Raw genomic sequence first — 19,130 nt, forward strand, 5'->3', positions numbered from 1 at the left:
TTCGTTCACATATTACCGGAAAACTAATCCATGGTTGTGCTGTCGCTGGCTGCCTAGAATGGCTGCACACAGAAAAGGAGCGACACCATGCATGCACTGACGTTTGACACTTTTGGCGGCCCTGAGGTACTGCGCCTGCGCCAGCTTGATGATCCCGCTGTCCCGGCCGGGCATATCCAGCTGGAGATGCGCGCCATCGGCCTGAATTTCGCCGACATCTACCGGCGCCGTGGCGACTACCACCTGGCCGGCGTCGCGCCGCATATCTCCGGCTACGAAGGTGCGGGCGAGGTGGTGGCGATCGGCGAGGGCGTCAGCGGCTTCGCGCTGGGCGACCGGATCGGCTTTGCCGACGTGCCGTTCGCCAATGCGACGCGGGTCACGCTGCCGGCCGACAAGGCGCTGCCCTTGCCGCCGGAGGTCAGCCATGTGGAGGCGGCGGCGCTGCTGCTGCAGGGGCTCACCGCCCAGTACCTGGTCGAAGACAGCTACGCGCTGCGCCATGGCGACACTGCGCTGATCCATGCGGCGGCGGGCGGCGTGGGCCAGTACCTGCTGCAATTCGCGGTCGCGCGCGGCGCCACGGTGATTGCGCTGGCTTCCACCCCGGCCAAGCGCGATATCGCCAGCGCGCTGGGCGCCGCGCATGTGCTGGGCTATGACGGCGACTGGGTGGCGCAGGCGCGCGAACTCAGTGGCGGCGGCGTCGATGTGGCCTATGACGCGGTCGGCGTCACGCTGCTGGACAGCTTGCGGGCGGTGCGCCCGCGCGGCACGCTGGTCAGCTATGGCATGGCCGGCGGCACGCCGCCTCCGTTGGATGTGCGCCGCCTGATGGAAAGCTCAAAGACTGTGGTCGGCGGCGACCTGTGGGATTACCTGGACAGCGGCGCTGCGCGGCTGGCGCGCGCCGGCCGCCTGTTCACCGCTTTGCGCAGCGGCGCGATCCGCTTGCCCACGGTGCAGACCTTTCCCTTGTCGCGTGGCGCCGACGCCCATCGCCGTCTGGAAGAACGTAGCTTTGCCGGCAAAATCGTGTTGCTGCCGGACTAGAACAGTGGCCGTGGCAGCCATAAAAAGGAGTAGAATCGTGCGCTAATTACAATCTTCCTAGTGAGTGACGCCTTGATCCACAGTCTACCGGTACGCGCCTTGCGCGCCGCCCTGATCCAGCGCCTGAAAGCGCTGGATCAGGGTGACCAGGACCTGCAGGGCTGGCGCCACCGGCTGCTGAACGGCCTGTGCGCCGTGGCTTTCTGGCTGGGCATGCTGGTGATGTTGCCCAGCATGTGGGCGGCTGCGGCCCAGGGGCATTGGGTGCTGGTGGCGGTCGACCTGGTGTCGCTGGCCGGCACTGGCCTGCTGAATTACCGGCGCGAGATGCCGTACCGCTGGCGCGCCTTCGCGCTGCTGGGCATCGCTTACTTGCTGGCGGTGGCGCTGCTGTTTTCGCTGGGACCGCTGTCGCAGATTTACCTGCTGGCGCTGCCGGTGCTGTGCGTGGTGCTGATCGGTAACCGGATCGCCGTGCCGGCGCTGCTGTGGTGTACCGGCACGCTGTTCCTCTCCGGTTATCTGGGTGAGATCGAACCGGGCATGGCGGTCGTGCTGGTCAGCCCGGTCGCGCATTGGACGGTGGTTGCGGTGAACTTCTTGCTGGTGTCCAGCGTGCTGACCTTGTCCTGCGCCTATCTGCTGCACGGGCTGGGTGGCGCGATGGTGCGCGAACGCGAGATCCACGCCCGCAGCCATGAGAACGAAAGCCGCTACCGGCAGACGCTGGAAGCGCAGATCGCCACGCTGCACGCGCGCGAAGCGGATTTGCGTACCTCGCAGGAGCGCCAGGCGGAATCGCTGGCGGCGCAGCGCGCGGCCGAAGTATCCAATCAACTGAAGAGTGACTTCCTGGCGATGATCAGCCACGAGGTGCGTACCCCGCTGGGCGGCGTGATCGGCATGCTGCGCTCGTCGCTGAAGGACGCCAGCCTGGCGCCGGCCACGCGCGACAAGCTGCGCGTCAGCTTGAGCAACGCCGAGGTGCTGCTCCAGATTATCAATGACATTCTCGATTTCTCGCGCCTGGAAGCCGGCAAGATGCCGCTGGAAACGCTGGACTTCGATTTGCCGGCCCTGCTGCATGATGTGCTGGACCTGCTGTCCGACCGCGCCGCCGGCAAGGGCATCGCGCTGAGCGCGGAAGTCGACCCGGCACTGCCGGTATGGTGGCGCGGCGATCCGACGCGGCTGCGGCAGGTGGTGCTCAACCTGGCCGGCAATGGCGTCAAGTTCACCGAGCGCGGCGGTGTGTGCGTCAACGTGATCGCGCATGATGGGCAGGGCATCGTGCTGACTGTCAGCGACAGCGGCATCGGCATTGAAGCAGGCGCGCTGGGCCGGCTGTTCCAGAAGTTCGAGCAGGCCGACGCGGCCACCTCGCGCAAGTATGGCGGCGCGGGCCTGGGCCTGGCCATCTGCAAGCACATCGTCGCGGCGATGGGCGGACGCATCGACGCCAGCAGCCAGCCTGGTGTGGGCAGCGTGTTCCGGGTCTACCTGCCGCTGCAACGCGGCGTGCCGGCGCCGTTGCCGGCATCGCTGGCCGAGCAGCGCCGTCCCCACGCGGCCCGGCTGGCGGTGCTGTGCGCCGAGGATGGCGTGACCAATCAACTGATATTGCGCGAGCTGCTGGGCCATATGGGGCACGCCATTACCATCGTCGAAGACGGCCTGGCGGCGCTGGAGGAAATGGCCTCGCGCGACTACGACCTGGTGATCATGGATGGCCGCATGCCGCGCCTGGATGGCGTGGCCGCCGTGCAGCGGCTGCGCGCCGGACTGCATGGCGTGCGCGACGCCGCCTTGCCGGTGATCGCGCTGACCGCCAACGCCACGGCCGAGGAGCGGCAGCGCTTCATGGAGGCCGGTGCCAGCGGCTTCCTGGCCAAGCCGATTGACGAAAACGATTTGCACCGCGAGATTGGCCGCCAGCTCGATCTGCTGCTGGCGCAGGGCAAACCGCTGGTCGGCGAACAGCGCCCGCCGGCGTCGCGCGCGCCAACGCCGGCTGCGCTGGACGCCATGTTCGGCGTGGCGGCGCAGCCGGTGGCGGGTGCGCAGCATCCGGACGTCGGCGACAAGCTGTATCACGCGATGCGCTCGGCCTTCCTGGTCGAAGGACCGCGCCTGCTGGACGTGGCGCAGCAGGGACTGGACAATGGCGATGGGATGACCGTCGCGCTGGCCGCGCACAGCATGATGGGCGCAGCCGCCTTCCTTGGCGTGGACGCGCTGCACGCGCGCTGCGCGCAAATTGAAAAGCTGGCCGACGCCGGCGAGCTGCACGCCGTAGCGCCGCATCTGGCCACGCTGCGGCTGGAACTGTCGCAGGCGCTGGCCGACATGGCCGGCGGCGCGGCTGGCCTGAAACATCACTGATACCTGTATGCCTACCATTACCGAATTCCGTCACCAATCCCCGGCAGCCGAATACGACCATCCGCGCGAGGAGCGCCGTCTCGAAGGCAATCCGAAGCGCACTACCTGGAACCACTACACCAATGCCAGCGGCGAAGTGAGCGCCGGCGTGTGGGCGTGCGAGACAGGCAGCTGGCGCATCGCCTTCGGCCCGCACAAGGATGAATACTTCTACGTCCTCGAAGGCCGCTGCCGCGTCATCGACGAACAAGGCCACGCCGCCGAAGCCGGTCCCGGCGATGCCCTGGTCATCCCCGCCAACTTCAAGGGCGTGTTTGAGGTCGTCGAGTCCATCAAAAAACACTACGTCATCGTCGACCGGCGTGTTCCAACTGAGGTCGCGTTGTAGGCATGCTTGAAATCCTCGCCATTACCTGTCCGATTTATCTTGTGGTGCTGGCCGGGTATGCGGCAACCCGCAGCGGCTTGTTCGCCCGCACCGACATGCAGGTGTTTGGCAAATTCGTCTTCAATCTTGCGCTGCCGGCACTGATCTTCAACGCGCTGGCGCAGCGGCATATCAGCGATATCCTGCATCCGGCGTATCTGCTCGCCTATCTGTTCGGCTCCCTGCTGATGCTGACGCTGGCCTTTTTCACTGGCCGGCGCGTGCTCGGGCTGAGCATGATACGCAGCACTTTCCTGGCGATGGGCGTCTCCTGCTCGAACAGCAGCTTTATCGGCTTTCCGATCCTGATGCTGATGGTGGCGCCGGTGGCCGGCGTGGCGCTGGGGCTGAATGTGATCGTTGAAAATCTGGTGATGCTGCCTTTGCTGCTGGCGATGGCGGAGCATAGCCGCGATGGCGGCGGCGGCGCGTGGCATCAGGTGATACGCCAGTCGGCGCGGCGGCTGGTGAAAAATCCGCTGGTGATTTCCGTGACGGCCGGCCTGGCGGTCAGCCTGTCGGAAGTGAGCCTGCCGCAGCCTGTGATACGCAGCGTGAATCTGTTCGCGCAAGCCAGTGGCGGCTTGTCGCTGTTTGCGATCGGCGGCATGCTGGTCGGCCTGTCGCTGAGCGCCGGCTGGCAGCGCGTGGTGCCATTGGTGATGGGGAAGTTGATCGGCCATCCGCTGGCGGTGCTGCTGGTTGCGACCAGCGTGCCGCTGCTGGGCGTCACGCCGATGGAACCGCAGCTGCGCGCCGCCGCCTTGCTGATGGCCGCGATGCCGATGCTGAGCATCTATCCGATCCTGGCCCAGGCCTATGGCGAAGCAGACCGCAGCGCCACCGCGCTGCTGATCTGCATGGTGGCGTCATTCTTTACGCTGAGTGGGTGGATGTGGCTTCTGCATTGAGCGCGTTGGCGAAGTGGTGGTTGACATCGCGGTGGCCCGTCTCATCTTCGCGCACCACCAGCACTACATCACGCAACTTGGCGCTGACAGGCAGCTTCCAGTAGTCGATGGCGATTTGCGGCGCTGGCACATTCTCTACGCGGCCCGCATCGATTTCGGCCAGGTACAGTGTGTAGCTGATCACCGCCTGTTCTTCAAAGTAGCCGACCAGGCGGTGCGCCGTGCGCGGCGTGGTCAGGTACAGCAGGAAGAAGAAGATGAAGAACAGCGCTTGCACCAGCAGGATCACCATCCGCTCAAACCAGCTAGGCTTGGCGATCTCGACGAAGGTCATCAGGTGCATGCGTTCGTTATCGGCTTCTTCCAGCAGCGTGCGTATCCAGCCGTGATCATCGACCATCCAGCGCAGACAGCGCAGGTGTACCAGCATGCCGCCTACCATGCCCGGCACTGCCGCGACGGTTTCCAGCACGATGGCGCGGTTGCCATAGCGTTTGGCGAAGAAGGTGTCGGCGAAGAAGCGCAGCGCCAGGGTGATGCCGAGCGCGATGCGGTCGGAGATATTGCTCGCAGCGTGGTGTTTATCCAGTGTGACGGGGGTGTTTGTCGTGCTCGTCGTTTTCATCATTCTCTCCTTCTCGTTTAAACATGTAATCACAATACATCTTTTAGTGATGGAGGTCAAGACTTTGTCGCATTGATCCAGGTCAAATTGCCTTAGAATAAATATTTATTTCTTTTTGTGTAATTTTGTTGTCGGCGAGACTATATAATTTCTGACTGACTTAAGCATTGAAAGAGATTATGCGGTTAAATTTACCTGTCACTGACACTGAATATATTCTGGACGAAGCCGAGACTATCGTTTCAAAAACTGATTTAAAAGGAAACATTAACTATGTTAATAGGGATTTTATCAAGATCAGCGGATTCTCGGAAGATGAGTTATTGGGCGCACCGCAAAACATCGTGCGCCATCCCGACATGCCGCAGGCAGCCTTCGAGGACATGTGGCGCGAGCTGAAGGCAGGGCGCGCCTGGACCGGCCTGGTGAAGAACCGCTGCAAGAACGGTAATTTCTACTGGGTCGAGGCGAATGCCGCGCCATATATGGAGAATGGCAAAATCGCCGGCTATACCTCGGTGCGGGTAAAACCCAGCCGTGCGCAAATCGATGCGGCATGGCGTCTTTATAATACCGAAAATCTGAAATTCACCAAAAAGCGGAATATATCGCTAGCGCTGCAATGTAATCTGATATTCCTGGTGATAATCGGCTTGATGGCGGTGTCGTGGGTATTTCCCGCCGTGACAGGCTTGAATATAGTGGTTGCCATTGCCGGCCTGCTGGTGCTGCGCAGGGCGGCGATTGCGCCGCTGGACGAGATGCGCGAGCATCTGGAGCACATGAGCGGCGGCGACCTGACCGGCCGCATCGACGCCAGGGGCTGCACCGAAGCCCACGAGATGCTGCAAGCGCTGCGTATCCTGCAAATCAACCTGAAATCACTGGTCGGCCAGATCAAGGAAGCCAGCATGGTGGTCAATAGCGGTGCCGACGAAATCGCCCATTGCAACGCCGATCTGTCGGCGCGCGCCGAAGGGCAATCCAGCTCGCTCGAAGAGACGGCTACCTCGATGAAGCAGATCACCGGCACGGTGCGCCAGAATGCCGACAACGCGCACGACGCCAACGACCTGGCGCTGGCCGCAGCCAGGGTGGCGGGCGAGGGCGGCGCTGCTGTCAGCGCGGTGGTCGACACCATGGGCGCGATCCACCAAAGTTCGACCCGCATCGCCGACATCATCACCGTCATCGACAGCATCGCTTTCCAGACCAATATCCTGGCGCTCAACGCCGCAGTGGAGGCGGCACGCGCCGGCGAACAGGGACGTGGCTTTGCGGTGGTCGCCAGCGAAGTGCGCAACCTGGCACAGCGCTCGGCCACGGCCGCGCATGAGATCAAGGACCTGATCACCAATTCGGTCGGCAAAATCGAAAGCGGCAGCAGGCAGGCGGAGGACGCCGGCCGCATCATGTCGCAGATCGTGCAGTCGGTCGGCAAGGTGGAGCGCTATATGGGCGAGATCAGCAACGCCAGCAAGGAACAAAGCTCCGGCATAGAACTGATCAACACCGCGATGGCGCAGATCGACGCCATCAATCAGCAGAACGCGGTGGTGGTGGGAGAGGCTGCGGAAGCGGCGCGGCGCATGCACCAGCAGGCCATGCAGCTGGGTAGCCTGATCGGCCAGTTCAAACTGGTGGCTGCCGGCCCGTCATCCAGGGTGCTGGCGATGACGCCGCGCCGCAAGCAGACAGCTATAGCTGAACAGGCCTCCGCAGAGGCCCGTGCAGCAGAAAGGATCAGCGCCGCGCGGCCTTGATCTTGCGCCCGGTGGTGGCGCGCGGCGGGTGTTCGGCGGCAGCGCCGAACAGCGCCTCGACCATCGGATCGCGGCGGATATTCATTTTCTTGGCACGGGTAGGATAGATGGTGTCATCGATCAGGCGGTGCACGCGTGCGCCTTCTCGGTTGATGGTGACGCTCAGGGTAGGTCCGTCGTAGTAGTCATTAGCCATTTGTTTCATGATTCTCTTTCGGTGATATTTAAGCAGTCATGTAAACGCTGGTGCGGCGCGCGATATGGCGACGTACTGGCGTGGCGGAAGGGCCGGCCGACTGCTCTTGCGCAGGCGCTTCGGTAATCTTCAGGATGTAGCGGCGCGCTTGCGCCGCGCAGCCCGCGTACAGGGCCACATAGGTTTGATAGGCTTCCATGGCGGTCCAGTTCTCGGGCAACAGCTCCTGCGGCAGCAGCGGATCGCTGCGGCGGCAATGCTGGTAGCCATGGCTGACCAGCAGCCGCAGCACGTAGGCCTGCTGGTCGGTGAAGGCGCCGCGCTTGCCCAGCATCTGGCGCAGCGGCAGGAAGCGCTGCTGGAATTGCTGGTACATTGCGGCTGGCGTATCCAGGTCCCAATCCATTTTGCCGAACAGCGGCTGCCGCACGGCGGCCGCCAGCTGCATGCCGCTCACTTCAAACAGCGCCAGGCCGTGATCCTCGCCCGCCTGCACGCCGCGCGTGTAGGATGAGGGGCGCGCCAGCACATTCGGCGCCAGCATGCAGTAGTCCAGGTCCAGCAGCTGCTTGCGCGCGGCGGCGTAGCTGGTGGCGTTGAAGCCGCCGGAATTCACCAGCATGCTCCAGTCTTCGGCGAAGCTGCGCCCGGCCGGGATGTTGAGCCGCTGGCGCACCGACTGGATCGAGGCAGCAGCTTCCGGCGTCAGCATGCACAGGCTGCGGCGGCCATGGCGCTCGATCTTGATGACTTTGTGTTCGGCCAGGCGGAACAGGGCGGTGCGCACGGTGCGCTCCTGGAAGCCCAGCGGTTCCAGCAGCGCGATCACGCTGCCCAGCCATTGGGTTTTTTGTCCGAATGCCTGCGCTTCGCTGAACATCAGTTTCAGCAGGGTGCTCAGGCGGGGCTTGGCCTGCCGCAGGACGGCGTCGAGATAGAATTCGCTATTCATGATTGTGCGGGTACAAAAAGAAGGTGGTGGGACACGGCGCGGCCGAGGTTGAAGCACAAGCCCAGGCAGGCCGCGCACATCAGCGCGGCGCCCGGCCGTACCAGCGCCGGTTGATAGCAGGCGCCCAGCAACAGCAGCAGGCCGGCGGCATGTGTGCCGTACTGCCACTGCGCGTGGCGCTCGGGAATGATCTGGTTGATGGTCGGCGGCTTGCGGCCGCTGGCGATCCGCAGGTCTTGCAGGTGATACCAGGTCAGGAATGGAACAATCTTGTACAGCATGCCGCTGACGGCGGAAAAGGCGAAGCCGCCGATCAGCAGCACGCCGAGTGCCAGCGGCGCGGCGTTGGATGGCGCGGCCTCCGGCCACAGCCACAGGCCGAGCGACGCCAGCAGGCAGGCCATGGCGGTACGCCAGTGCAGCGTGGTCGGATCGGCGCGCGGCCGTTTGCGGCGGATCAGCAGCTGTAGCGTGGCGCCGCCAAACAGCGCGTAGCCGGCCGCCAGCAGTACCAGGCAGGCCAGGTGCAGCGCCGCGCCGGGACCGCTCCAGCCGCTCGACAGCGAGGCTGCACCGAGCAGGATGAACATCCAGGTGCTGTAGGAGCCGGTCAGGTATTTCGGATACGGCTCGGTGAGCATGAACATTGGCACCACCTGAAAGGCGACGCCGATCATCAGCAGCCCGACCCAGCCCAGCATGCCCCACATGGCGTGCAGATTGGTGATGCGCTGCAGCGGCAGGTGTAGCATGCCGGGCCAGGCGAACACGCTGGCCAGCATGCCGCCGAGGATCATGGTCAGTACCAGCGCGGCCAGCGCCAGGCGGATGCCAGCCACCACCGCGCCCGAGCCAGGCAGGTGGTACTGCCACATGGCGACCGTGCAGGCGCCGACGAATAGCGTCAGCCCCGCCAGCAGCAGCGCCATGGCGAGGCGGAACAGCGGCGGGCTCTCCTGCCAGAAGGCGCAGGCCAGGGCCAGCGTGCCGGTGCACAGGCAGGCGTGCACCACCGCGCCAACCTGCGTGGCGCGCGGCACCTGGATGCCCGCCACCACCGGCAGCATTTGCAGCAGCGCGCCTATCATGGTCATGCTCAGGCAGCCCAGTACCATCAGGTGGGTGACGGCCAGGGTCAGCGGCGACCAGCGGCTGAGCAGGGCCGGTTCGCCTTGCCAGGCGAGAAAGGCGGCGGCCAGCGCTGCGAACAGCGGCGCACTGAGAAAGAAGCGCATCGGCAGCGACAGCGGCGGATTGTCGCCGAATGAAAGCGCGCGCTGCGGTGCGTCGAGGGGTTTCATGCGATCGGCGGCAGCCAGATCAGCACTTCATAGCGCTGCTCTTCCTGCACGGTGGTGCGGTACTGGTAGCCGTTGCGCAGCAGGATACGGTACAGCGGTACCGGCTCGCGGTCGATCAGCACCCGCAGGCGTTCGTCCTGTCCCAGCGTGTCCAGCGCCTCCAGGATGCGCACCATCGGCTCTGGCGGCTCCAGGCCGCCGACGTCCAGCAGGCGCGAGCTCCAGCCGTGTTCCAGTATGGCGTTCATGCGGCGCTCTCCTCGGGCTGGTCCAGGCTGGCCATGCTCGAGACGACCGCGTCGGCCTGCTGCGCCAGCACGAAATCGGCCTGCGGATAGAGGATGCCTTCTTCCTTCAGATTGTGTTGGCGCATCAGGATGCGCAGCGTGTCGGCCTGGTCGAAAAAGGCGTCGCTGTCTTGCTGGGTGATGGCGGTTTTCATTTCGGCCAGCATGCCGCGCATCTGGCGGTGCTCGGCGCGCATCACCACCGTCGGGCCGTAGCCATTGCCCAGCGCCTGGTCGAGGCGCGGGAACAGCACGCGTTCCTCTTTCTCCAGGTGGCGTTCAAACAGGTTCAGAAAAGCGCCGAAATGGCTGCCGGCATCGGCCCAGTGGCGCAGGATGACGTCCGATTCCGCCATGGCGTATTGATCGTCGCAACGGCGATGATCCTGATCGAGATAAGTAGCGATCTTTTGCATCTTGTTTGTCCATGATTAAGCTTGAACGCATTGTCCCACCCGACAAAGCTCCAATTCTTTGATTCACATCAAGGATTTTCGGGTTCATGGAGCGATACAGTTCGTTCGCCCTATCCGCTATGAAAAATTAGATGAATTCTCCTGTATCCCCTCCCATCGAGCTGGTATGCCCGGCGGGCAGCCTGCCGGCCCTGAAGGCCGCCATCGACCTGGGCGCAGATTGCGTCTACCTCGGTTTTCGTGACGCCACCAACGCCCGCAACTTCGCCGGCCTGAATTTCGACGACGCCGCCATCAATACCGGCATTGGCTACGCCCATGACCACGGCCGCAAGGTGCTGCTGGCGCTGAACACCTATCCGCAGCCGGACAACACTGCCTTGTGGCAGGCTGCCATCGACCGCGCCGCCAAGGCTGGCGTGGATGCCGTCATCCTGGCCGATCCGGGCCTGATGCGCTATGCCGCCGACCATTACCCGAACCTGCGCCTGCACCTGTCGGTGCAAGGCTCGGCCACCAATGCCGAAGCGATCAACTTCTACCAGAAGCAGTTTGGCGTGCAGCGCGCGGTGCTGCCGCGCGTGCTGTCGCTGGCGCAGGTCGAGCATGTGGTCAAGAACACCAACGTGGAAATCGAAGTATTCGGCTTCGGCAGCCTGTGCGTGATGGTGGAGGGGCGCTGCCAGCTGTCGTCCTACGTCACCGGCGAGTCGCCCAACACCCACGGCGTGTGCTCGCCGGCCAAGGCGGTGCGCTGGCAGCAGAATCCGCGCGGCCTGGAGTCGCGCCTTAACGGCGTGATGATCGACCGTTACACGCCGCAGGAAAACGCCAGCTATCCAACGCTGTGCAAGGGACGCTTCGAGGTCGAAGACGAAACCTATTACGCCATCGAAGAGCCGACCAGCCTGAATACGCTGGAACTGCTGCCGCAGCTGCTGGAGATGGGCGTGAAAGCGGTCAAGATCGAAGGCCGGCAGCGCAGTCCGGCCTATGTGTCGCAGGTAACGCGCGTATGGCGCGCGGCGCTGGATGACTGCCTGCGCAACGCGGCGCGCTACTCGGTCAAGCCGGCCTGGATGTCGGAACTGAACACGCTGGCGGAAGGCCAGCAGCACACACTGGGCGCGTATCACCGCTCGTGGAAATGAATTATCTGGAGAAGTTATGTTGAAACTCGCCCTCGGGCCGCTGCTATATTACTGGCCGCGCGCCAAGGTCATGGATTTTTATGAAGAAATCGCGGAGAGCCCGGTGGATATCGTCTACCTCGGCGAGACCGTGTGCTCGCGCCGCCACGAGCTGCGCGCTGCAGATTGGCTGGCCGTCGCCGAACTGCTGCAAGGACGCGGCAAAGAGGTGGTGGTATCGACGTTGACGTTGATTGAATCCAGTGCGGATCTCGGCGCGCAGCGCAAAATCGTGGCGAATGGCCGCTTCCAGGTGGAAGCGAACGATATCGGCGCGGTGCATATGCTGAGCGGCCAGGGCGATTTTGTCGCCGGGCCGCATCTGAATATTTACAATCCGCCAACGCTGTCGCTGATGCATGAGCTGGGTGCGAAGCGCTGGGTCATGCCGCTGGAGATGAGCCGGGATGGCTTGCAGCACATGCAGCGCAACCGTCCGCAAGGCATGCAGACCGAGGTCTTTGCCTTTGGCCGCATGCCGCTGGCGTTCTCCGCGCGCTGTTTCACCGCGCGCAACCGCAACCTGCCGAAGGACGATTGCCGCTTCAGCTGCATCGACCATCCGGACGGCATGCTGATGCAGACCAAGGAGAAGCAGGAGTTTCTGGTGTTGAACGGCATCCAGAGCCAGTCGGCGCTGGTGTACAACCTGGTGGCGGAGCTGGAGCAGATGATCGAGCTGGGCGTGGATATAGCGCGACTCAGCCCGCAGTCGACCAATATGAAGGAAATTATCGCCGCCTTCGACGCCGCGCGCACCGGCGCGCTGCTGCCGCGTGCGGCGGCTGACACCATCTCGCCGTTGCTACCGTCTGAGGCCTGCAACGGCTATTGGTATGGCAAGCCTGGCCTGGAATATCGCATGGAGACCGCAGCATGAACCCAGTAGCACAAAACAACTACGGCCCGGCGCAACCGCTGCCGGCCTTGCTGGCCATGCTGGGCCAGCGCTTGCCTGCCTTTCCTGGCTCGCTGCTGTGCGTGGCGGTGCTGAACCTGGTGCTGAAGCCGCACCTGCCGGACGATGTGCGTGGCGGCCTGGCCGGCAGTCATCTGCGCGTGCGCATCAATGATGCGGGCGTGGCGTTCGACTTTACCTGGCGCGGCGACAGCTTTGCGGCCTTGCGCGCCGCCGGCGTGCCGGATCTGGAAATCGGCGCCTGCACGCGCGACTTCATCGCGCTGGCCAAGCGGGAGCAAGACCCGGACACGCTGTTCTTCTCGCGCCGGCTGTCGATGGAAGGGGATACGGAACTGGGCCTGCTGGTGAAAAATACGCTGGATGCGATTGAGCTGCCGCTGACGGAGCTGGGCCGCCAGGCCGTGACGCGCTTGTTTAACGCGCTGCCTGGCCGGCGCGGCGCACCGTAAAGCTACTGAACAGCGGTGCTATCCCGGCCAGCAGAGGCTCGCCCGGATAGCCCGGCATGGCGCTCGACACCAGGCCTTCATCGGCGCAACCGGTAGCGCGAAACTCCTGTAATACATAGTGCTCGACGCCCATGCCGGCCAGCGTCTGTGCCAGTTCCAGCAGCAGGGCCGGCGACAACTGCGCCGGATGCACGGTGGTGCGGCATTCATAATCGACACCACTGGACAGGATGGCGGCCACGCTTTCCCGCACCGGCTCTCCGCTGTTGGCGATACCGGTCACTTCGGCATAGCGCGCGAAGGTAGTCTTGACATCAAAGCCTATCCAATCCACCAGCGGCAGCACGCTTTTCAAGCGTTCCGGATAAATGCAGGCCGTCTCCAGGCCGATTTTGAAGCCCATGGCGCGCACCTCGGCGATGGCGCTGTGCAGGGCCGGGTCCATGGTGGCCTCGCCGCCGCAGAACACCACCGCATCCAGCATGCCGGCGCGCCGTTCCAATGTGGTCAGAATATCTTTCCAGGCGATCGGGCTTTCGCGCGTGCGTTCCTGAAGGTGGGTGTTCTGGCAGTAGCCGCAGCGCCAGGGGCAGCCCTGCACGAATATCACGGCCGACAGCAGGCCGGGATATTCGGTGGCGCTGAACGGGGTGTAGCCGCCAACCCGTAGCTGGCGGCCTTCCTGTTTAAGATCCCAACTGCGCATGCGGCTCACGGAAGAATTTACGTTCATGGAATTCACCCTGCTTGCCGATATTGAAGGACGACACCGGACGGTGGTAGCCCATCACGCGGGTCCAGATTTCGCAAGGCTGGCGTTCCGAGTCGTCGAGCTGAATGATTGGTTGGTTCACACTTTGCATGGCGTTTCCTTTGCTGGTTGTTGAAGAACGGCTTGTTTGCGGGAGATGATTTCGGCGTCGCATTTGGGACAGAACTCGTGGCTGCCGTTCAGGTAGCCATGTTTCGGGCAGATCGAGAAGGTCGGCGTGATGGTGATGTACGGCAGGCCGAAGCGGCTCAGCGAACGCCGCACCAGCGTGCGGCAGGCGGCGGCGCTGGACAGCGCTTCGGTCAGGTACAAGTGCAGCACGGTGCCGCCGGTGTATTTGCGTTGCAGCGCGTCCTGCTGTTCCAGCGCCTCGAACGGGTCTTCGGTAAAGCCGACCGGCAGCTGCGACGAGTTGGTGTAGTAGGGCTGCTGCTGCGTGCCGGCCTGCAGGATGTTCGGGTAGCGCTTCTTGTCTTCCTTGGCGAAGCGATAGGTCGTGCCTTCCGCTGGCGTGGCTTCCAGGTTGTACATATGGCCGGTAGCCTCCTGGAATTCCACCATGCGCGCGCGCACATGGTCCAGCAGCCGCAGCGCGAAAGCGCGGCCCCATGGCGTGGTGATATCGTGCTTGCCGTCAGGGTCGAAGTTACGGACCATTTCATTGATGCCGTTGACGCCCAGCGTGGAGAAGTGGTTGCGCAGCGTGCCCAGGTAGCGTTTGGTATACGGGAACAGGCCGTTGTCCATGTGGCGCTGAATGACTTTGCGCTTGATTTCCAGGCTGTCGCGGCCCAGTTCCAGCAGACGGTCCAGCGCCGCGAGCAGGCCCGCTTCGTCATTGCGGTGCAGGTAGCCTAGGCGTGCGCAGTTGATGGTCACCACGCCCAGCGAACCGGTTTGCTCGGCTGAGCCAAACAAGCCATTGCCGCGCTTGAGCAGCTCGCGCAGGTCCAGCTGCAAGCGGCAGCACATGGAGCGTATCATGTTCGGCTTCAGTTCCGAGTTGATGAAGTTCTGGAAGTAGGGCAGGCCGTAGCGGGCGGTCATCTCAAACAGCAGTTCGGCGTTCGGACTCTCCCACGCAAAATCTTCAGTGATGTTGTAGGTCGGGATGGGGAAGGTAAAGGCGCGGCCCTTGGCGTCGCCCGTCATCATGATCTCGATGTAGGCGCGGTTGATCATGTCCATCTCGTCCTGCAGCTCGCCGTAGGAGAACGGCTGTTCTTCACCGGCGATATAGGGAATCTGCTCGCGCAGGTCTTCCGGGCACACCCAGTCGAAGGTCAGATTGGTGAACGGCGTCTGGGTGCCCCAGCGCGACGGCACGTTGAGGTTGTAGATCAGCTCCTGCATGTACTGCTTCACTTCGTCGTAGCGCAGCTTGTCCTTGCGGATGAAGGGCGCCATATAAGTATCGAAGGAACTGAAGGCTTGCGCGCCGGCCCATTCGTTTTGCAAGGTGCCGAGGAAGTTGACGATCTGGCCGATGGCGCTGGACATATGCCGTGGCGGGCTGGATTCGACCTTGCCCGGTACGCCGTTCAGGCCTTCGTTCAGCAGCGTGCGCAGCGACCAGCCGGCGCAATAGCCGGCCAGCATGTCGAGATCGTGGATATGCATGTCGGCGTCGCGGTGGGCCTGGCCCACTTCCGGCGGATAGACGTGGTTCAGCCAGTAGTTGGCGATGACTTTGCCGGAGACGTTGAGTATCAGGCCGCCCAGCGAATAGCCCTGGTTGGCGTTGGCGTTGACGCGCCAGTCCTGGCGTTCCAGGTATTCATTGATGGAGGAGGCCACGTCGACCAGCGAGTGCTTGTCCTGGCGCAGCGTGGCATGCTGCTCGCGATAGACCACATAGGCGCGCAGCGTGTGGCGGAAGCCGGCCTCGTACAACACCTTTTCGACGGTGTCCTGCACCAGCTCCACCGTCAGCTTGTCGCTTTGCGGCAGCGTGGATAGCTGGAGCAGCACGGCTTCGGTCAGCTGGTTGGCCTTGAGGGCGTCGAATTCTTCGCTGGCGCGGCCGGCGCGCAACAGGGCGCTTTCAATCTTCACCAGGTTGAATGGCTGCTCGCCCCCGTCGCGCTTGATGATCGTGCTGTGAAATAGTCCTTCCATGCTGGCCCCATATCTAGTTGATTTGATCGTAAGTCCACTATATATGGTGTTTTTATCGAGGGTTAGCCCTATCTGTAGTTTTCTTGATCTGGCTTATCTTTTTAGCGCGCTGGCGATTTGCCGGACGAATTCCTGGTCCGGCTCGACCGTCAGCTTGCTGCTGTCGGCGCGCACGCTGCCGTCCGCATTCAGCAAGGCGATGCGGGTGGTGTGGCTGATTTCACCGTTGTCCAGCGGGCGGTAGCGGATGTCCAGCGCGGCAGCCAGCATGCGCGTGCCGGTGTCATTGCCGGCGACCGCCAGCCGGTATTGCGCCGGGTCGAGCTTCTGCATCTCGGCCATCATGCCGAGCGACTTGGGCGTGTCGCGCTTGGGATCAAGGCTGATCAGCAGGATGCGCAGGCGTTTGCCGTCCGGGCCCAGCGCGCTGACGGTGCGCTTCAGCGTTTCGATCACCACCGGACAGGCCGAGTGGCAGTCTCCGTAGAACATGGTGACCAGCAGCGGTGCGCCCGCCAGGTCTTTCAGTACGAAGCGCTGGCCGGCCGCGTCGGTCAGTGGCGTTGGCGCCTGGTAGACCGAGTTGGCGGGGATGGCGATGCTGGATGCGGCGGGCGCCCAGGCGCCGGTTGCGATTGCTGTTGGCGCGGCTTGTGCATGCGTGGTGGGGCCGGCGTGATCGTGGCTTTGCGCGCCGGCCTGCCCGAACGTCAGCAGTGCGGCAAGCATGGCAAGCGTGATGGCGGTGCGTTTCATTTTGAAGCTCCTTGATCGGTGGAGTCGCGCGCGCAGCGGAATCCGAGGTTGGCGCCACCCTGGCGTGCTTCCATGGCGGAGAGCAGGGCGAGGCGCATCAGGACTGCATAGTTGCGCCGGTCCTGTAGCGAGACGGCGGCGCCGCCGCAATAGTCGAGCTGTTTCTTCTCGCCGCTGGAGCGGCTGTCGGCGTTGACGAAAAGGCCGCTGTAGTCTTCCACCCATTCCCACACCAGGCCGTGCATGTCATGCACGCCGTAGTAGTTGGCGGGAGTGGAAGCTACGCGGCCGGAAGGCGTTTTTCCTGCGTCGGCGTACCAGCGCAGGATGTTGGAAAGCCAGGCGTCGTCATCGCGCGCATCGGCTTGCGTGGCGTCTGCCTTGGCGGCGAATTCCCATTCATACCAGCGGGGGAGTCTGGCGTTTTCTGACGCGCAGTAGGCTTGCGCGGCATACCAGCTGACCTGGATGACCGGGGCTTCGTCGTCAGCGTTGTCGATGGCGGACAAGTAGCCTGGGGCCGTGAACAAGGCCGGCGCCTGCCCACGTTGCCAGGAAGGCGACGCTTGCAGGAAGGCCTTGAATTCGCGGTTGGTAACGAGACGGCTGCGCAGCTGGTAGGGAGCCACCTGCGCATCAGCCGCCACGCCGTCCGCCGGCAGCACGCTGCGCAACGGACCACCGGCGATGGCGCGATACTCCGCAGCGGCCCCGGCGGCTGGCCGGGGAGCGGTGCAGACATCGGCCAGGGCGGCGTCGAGGCGGGCGCCGACATTGCGCTGCTGGACGGCGCCGCCGCTATTGCTGGCGGCCCCACTGGCAGTCACGCTGCACGCGACTACGACGGACAGCGCAAATATCGGCGCTTTCATGGCTACCTCGCTTTGCGCATTTCGGCCACCTGGGTCGGCGTGACCACCGGTTTGCCGTCGTTCATCGCCACGCTGACATAGTTGATCACCGCTGCCACGTCTTCATCATTGAGCTCCTGCGCCGGCATGACGCCGTTGTAGTGCTCACCATTGACGACGATTTCACCGGTGCGGCCGTGCAGCACGATATTGGCCATCTCGTATGGACGCTCTTTGAAGTAGTCCGACTTGGCCAAGGGCGGGAACACGCCGGCAACGCCCTGGCCCTTGTCCTGATGGCAGACGGCGCAGGTGTTGTCATACACGGCTTTGCCACGCGCCTGTTCACCGGCGACCACCGGCACCACCGGCGCCTTTGCCGGTGCTACCGCAGCCTTGGCGCCAGGCAGCGGTTTCTTGATGCCCTTGCCGTAGATGCTGTAGTTGTCAGGACCGCTGACCGACAGCAGGCCGATCGCGCCCTTGTTGAAAGCACGGGTCAGCGAGTGGTCCACCAGCGTCAGGTTGCCCGGTACTTTGGGCGTGAATTCGACGATGGCCGAACCGCCGGCCGGCACCATGGTGGTTTGCACCTGCTCCTGGAACTTGGTGCCGCCCTCGAAGTACACCTTATCGAAGATCGCGCCGATGATGTGGAAGCTGGAGGTGATGTTAGGACCGCCGACGCCGAAGAACATGCGCACCTTCTCATTGGTCTTGGCGGTCAGCGCGTTGGCGCCGGTCAGTGCGCCGTCCGCGCCGTTGAACAGCACATAGGTTGGCTTCTCATCGATGGCCTTTTGCTGGTCGAACGCTTGCAGGCCAGGCGCACGGTAGGCGCCGGTGGTGTAGAAGTCACCCTGCATCACGTAGTATTCCTTGTCGACCTTGGACATGCCCTCCTTCGGCTCGACCAGTATCATGCCGTACATGCCGTTGGCGACGTGCATACCGACCGGCGCGGTGGCGCAGTGGTACACATACAGGCCCGGATTCAGCGCCTTGAAGGTGAAGCGGGCTTCATTGCCCGGTGCGATCAGCGTTTGCGCCGCGCCGCCACCGGGGCCGGTCACGGCGTGCAGATCGATATTGTGCGGCAGTTTGTTGTCCGGCAGGTTTTGCAGGTTCAGCTCCACCGTGTCGCCTTCGCGGACGCGGATCATCTTGCCCGGCACCGTACCGCCAAAGGTCCAGAAGGTGTATTTCGTACCGGGCGCAATTTCGCGCTCGACCTCCTCGACAGTCAGATTGACCACCACCTTGGCGGGGGTCTTGCGGGTTATCTGAGGCGGCATCAACGGCGGTGCAAGCAATTCCTGTGTGATGACAGGAAGTTCTGGCGCGGCGAAACTTTGGGATACGACGAGCAGCGCAGCAGTAACGCTGGCGGCGGCAAGCTTGAATTGCGTTTTCATCTCAATCACCTTCTGGTTTGTTGTTAGTGTTTTACTGCGGTGTTTCATCCTCAACTGCGAGGAAATCGATAATGACCTGTCCTACCGTGCGTGAAATATAGGTAGCGCGGAAGTACGGGCCATAGCGATGCTGGATCTGCGCCAGTAAAGGCAGCGGATCATGGTCGTTACAGAAGCGCATGGTTTCGCCTGGATGCAGGGCTTCCAGCGCGCCGAAGATGGCGGCATGACGGAAGCGCTTGGCGACACCGCGCGCGTCAAAGGGATAGACGCCTGCCTGGGCCGTGGGCGTCGAGCAATCGTGAGGCATGTCAAAACTCCTAATCAGAAAAAAGGCGGCCCCG

General features: G+C 63.3%; 21 protein-coding genes. 8 read left to right on the forward strand and 13 right to left on the reverse strand.

Annotated features, from left to right (window positions below; all coding sequences use genetic code 11):
- The first annotated feature begins 87 nt into the window (after positions 1–87).
- From KW842_RS17290 to KW842_RS17305, 4 genes are all read left to right on the forward strand, one after another.
- Positions 88–1,053 (forward strand): quinone oxidoreductase, encoded by a 966-nt coding sequence (locus KW842_RS17290; protein WP_218305354.1) that lies wholly within the window; start codon positions 88–90, stop codon positions 1,051–1,053.
- Between the two features lie 72 nt (positions 1,054–1,125).
- A complete protein-coding gene (locus KW842_RS17295; protein WP_218305355.1) occupies positions 1,126–3,435 on the forward strand; it encodes an ATP-binding protein in 2,310 nt (769 codons plus the stop codon).
- A gap of 7 nt (positions 3,436–3,442) precedes the next feature.
- The gene (locus tag KW842_RS17300; RefSeq protein ID WP_218305356.1) at positions 3,443–3,823 is read left to right on the forward strand and encodes a cupin domain-containing protein; all 381 of its coding nucleotides are present in this window, start codon (positions 3,443–3,445) and stop codon (positions 3,821–3,823) included.
- Positions 3,824–3,825: 2 nt separating this feature from the next.
- Positions 3,826–4,773, forward strand: a complete 948-nt coding sequence (locus KW842_RS17305; protein WP_218305357.1) for an AEC family transporter — start codon at positions 3,826–3,828, stop codon at positions 4,771–4,773.
- On the opposite strand, the gene KW842_RS17310 is transcribed toward KW842_RS17305, so the two are convergent.
- Positions 4,739–5,401 carry an alternative oxidase gene (locus KW842_RS17310; protein ID WP_229223761.1) on the reverse strand — a complete coding sequence of 221 codons (663 nt, stop codon included), beginning with the start codon at positions 5,399–5,401 and terminating at the stop codon, positions 4,739–4,741. The genes KW842_RS17305 and KW842_RS17310 overlap by 35 nt on opposite strands.
- A 176-nt stretch (positions 5,402–5,577) precedes the next feature.
- Between KW842_RS17310 and KW842_RS17315 the strand changes: the two genes are divergently transcribed.
- The gene (locus KW842_RS17315; RefSeq protein WP_218305358.1) at positions 5,578–7,161 is read left to right on the forward strand and encodes a PAS domain-containing methyl-accepting chemotaxis protein; all 1,584 of its coding nucleotides are present in this window, start codon (positions 5,578–5,580) and stop codon (positions 7,159–7,161) included.
- On the opposite strand, the gene KW842_RS17320 is transcribed toward KW842_RS17315, so the two are convergent.
- The 5 genes from KW842_RS17320 to KW842_RS17340 are packed head-to-tail and all read right to left on the reverse strand — an operon-like array spanning position 7,142 to position 10,313.
- Positions 7,142–7,366 (reverse strand): hypothetical protein, encoded by a 225-nt coding sequence (locus KW842_RS17320; protein ID WP_218305359.1) that lies wholly within the window; start codon positions 7,364–7,366, stop codon positions 7,142–7,144. The genes KW842_RS17315 and KW842_RS17320 overlap by 20 nt on opposite strands.
- 19 nt (positions 7,367–7,385) lie before the next feature.
- Positions 7,386–8,309: a PaaX family transcriptional regulator C-terminal domain-containing protein gene (locus KW842_RS17325; protein ID WP_218305360.1), complete on the reverse strand. Its 924-nt coding sequence runs from the start codon at positions 8,307–8,309 to the stop codon at positions 7,386–7,388.
- The gene (locus tag KW842_RS17330; protein ID WP_218305361.1) at positions 8,306–9,610 is read right to left on the reverse strand and encodes a permease; all 1,305 of its coding nucleotides are present in this window, start codon (positions 9,608–9,610) and stop codon (positions 8,306–8,308) included. The genes KW842_RS17325 and KW842_RS17330 overlap by 4 nt, the downstream gene beginning before the upstream one ends.
- On the reverse strand, positions 9,607–9,858 hold the full coding sequence (locus tag KW842_RS17335; protein WP_218305362.1) for a DUF2249 domain-containing protein: 252 nt from the start codon (positions 9,856–9,858) through the stop codon (positions 9,607–9,609). The genes KW842_RS17330 and KW842_RS17335 overlap by 4 nt, the downstream gene beginning before the upstream one ends.
- On the reverse strand, positions 9,855–10,313 hold the full coding sequence (locus KW842_RS17340) for a hemerythrin domain-containing protein (RefSeq protein ID WP_218305363.1): 459 nt from the start codon (positions 10,311–10,313) through the stop codon (positions 9,855–9,857). Before KW842_RS17340 ends, KW842_RS17335 begins: the two co-directional genes overlap by 4 nt.
- A gap of 131 nt (positions 10,314–10,444) precedes the next feature.
- Between KW842_RS17340 and KW842_RS17345 the strand changes: the two genes are divergently transcribed.
- From KW842_RS17345 to KW842_RS17355, 3 genes are read left to right on the forward strand one after another with little or no spacing between them, the layout of a single operon-like run.
- A complete protein-coding gene (locus tag KW842_RS17345) occupies positions 10,445–11,464 on the forward strand; it encodes a peptidase U32 family protein (RefSeq protein WP_218305364.1) in 1,020 nt (339 codons plus the stop codon).
- Between the two features lie 16 nt (positions 11,465–11,480).
- The gene (locus KW842_RS17350) at positions 11,481–12,383 is read left to right on the forward strand and encodes a U32 family peptidase (RefSeq protein WP_218305365.1); all 903 of its coding nucleotides are present in this window, start codon (positions 11,481–11,483) and stop codon (positions 12,381–12,383) included.
- On the forward strand, positions 12,380–12,874 hold the full coding sequence (locus KW842_RS17355) for an SCP2 domain-containing protein (protein WP_218305366.1): 495 nt from the start codon (positions 12,380–12,382) through the stop codon (positions 12,872–12,874). Before KW842_RS17350 ends, KW842_RS17355 begins: the two co-directional genes overlap by 4 nt.
- Here the strand turns inward: KW842_RS17355 and KW842_RS17360 are convergent.
- The 7 genes from KW842_RS17360 to KW842_RS17390 form a co-directional block, all read right to left on the reverse strand.
- Positions 12,840–13,580 carry an anaerobic ribonucleoside-triphosphate reductase activating protein gene (locus tag KW842_RS17360; protein WP_218305367.1) on the reverse strand — a complete coding sequence of 247 codons (741 nt, stop codon included), beginning with the start codon at positions 13,578–13,580 and terminating at the stop codon, positions 12,840–12,842. The two genes, KW842_RS17355 and KW842_RS17360, sit on opposite strands and share 35 nt — an antisense overlap.
- Complete coding sequence (nrdD, locus tag KW842_RS17365; protein WP_218305368.1) at positions 13,561–13,737, reverse strand: anaerobic ribonucleoside-triphosphate reductase; 177 nt, start codon at positions 13,735–13,737, stop codon at positions 13,561–13,563. The genes KW842_RS17360 and nrdD overlap by 20 nt, the downstream gene beginning before the upstream one ends.
- Complete coding sequence (locus KW842_RS17370; protein WP_218305369.1) at positions 13,725–15,764, reverse strand: ribonucleoside triphosphate reductase; 2,040 nt, start codon at positions 15,762–15,764, stop codon at positions 13,725–13,727. The genes nrdD and KW842_RS17370 overlap by 13 nt, the downstream gene beginning before the upstream one ends.
- A 93-nt stretch (positions 15,765–15,857) precedes the next feature.
- Positions 15,858–16,520, reverse strand: coding sequence for an SCO family protein (locus KW842_RS17375; RefSeq protein WP_229223762.1), 663 nt, complete (start codon positions 16,518–16,520; stop codon positions 15,858–15,860).
- The gene (locus KW842_RS17380; RefSeq protein ID WP_218305370.1) at positions 16,517–17,392 is read right to left on the reverse strand and encodes a formylglycine-generating enzyme family protein; all 876 of its coding nucleotides are present in this window, start codon (positions 17,390–17,392) and stop codon (positions 16,517–16,519) included. The genes KW842_RS17375 and KW842_RS17380 overlap by 4 nt, the downstream gene beginning before the upstream one ends.
- A gap of 2 nt (positions 17,393–17,394) precedes the next feature.
- Entirely contained in the window at positions 17,395–18,666 is a 1,272-nt protein-coding gene (gene nirK / locus KW842_RS17385) for a copper-containing nitrite reductase (protein ID WP_373925201.1), read from the reverse strand.
- Positions 18,667–18,817: 151 nt separating this feature from the next.
- On the reverse strand, positions 18,818–19,096 hold the full coding sequence (locus KW842_RS17390) for a DUF2249 domain-containing protein (protein WP_218305372.1): 279 nt from the start codon (positions 19,094–19,096) through the stop codon (positions 18,818–18,820).
- Positions 19,097–19,130 lie beyond the last annotated feature (34 nt).

This window comes from Duganella sp. sic0402 (genome assembly GCF_019219065.1).
GTDB lineage: Bacteria > Pseudomonadota > Gammaproteobacteria > Burkholderiales > Burkholderiaceae_D > Rugamonas.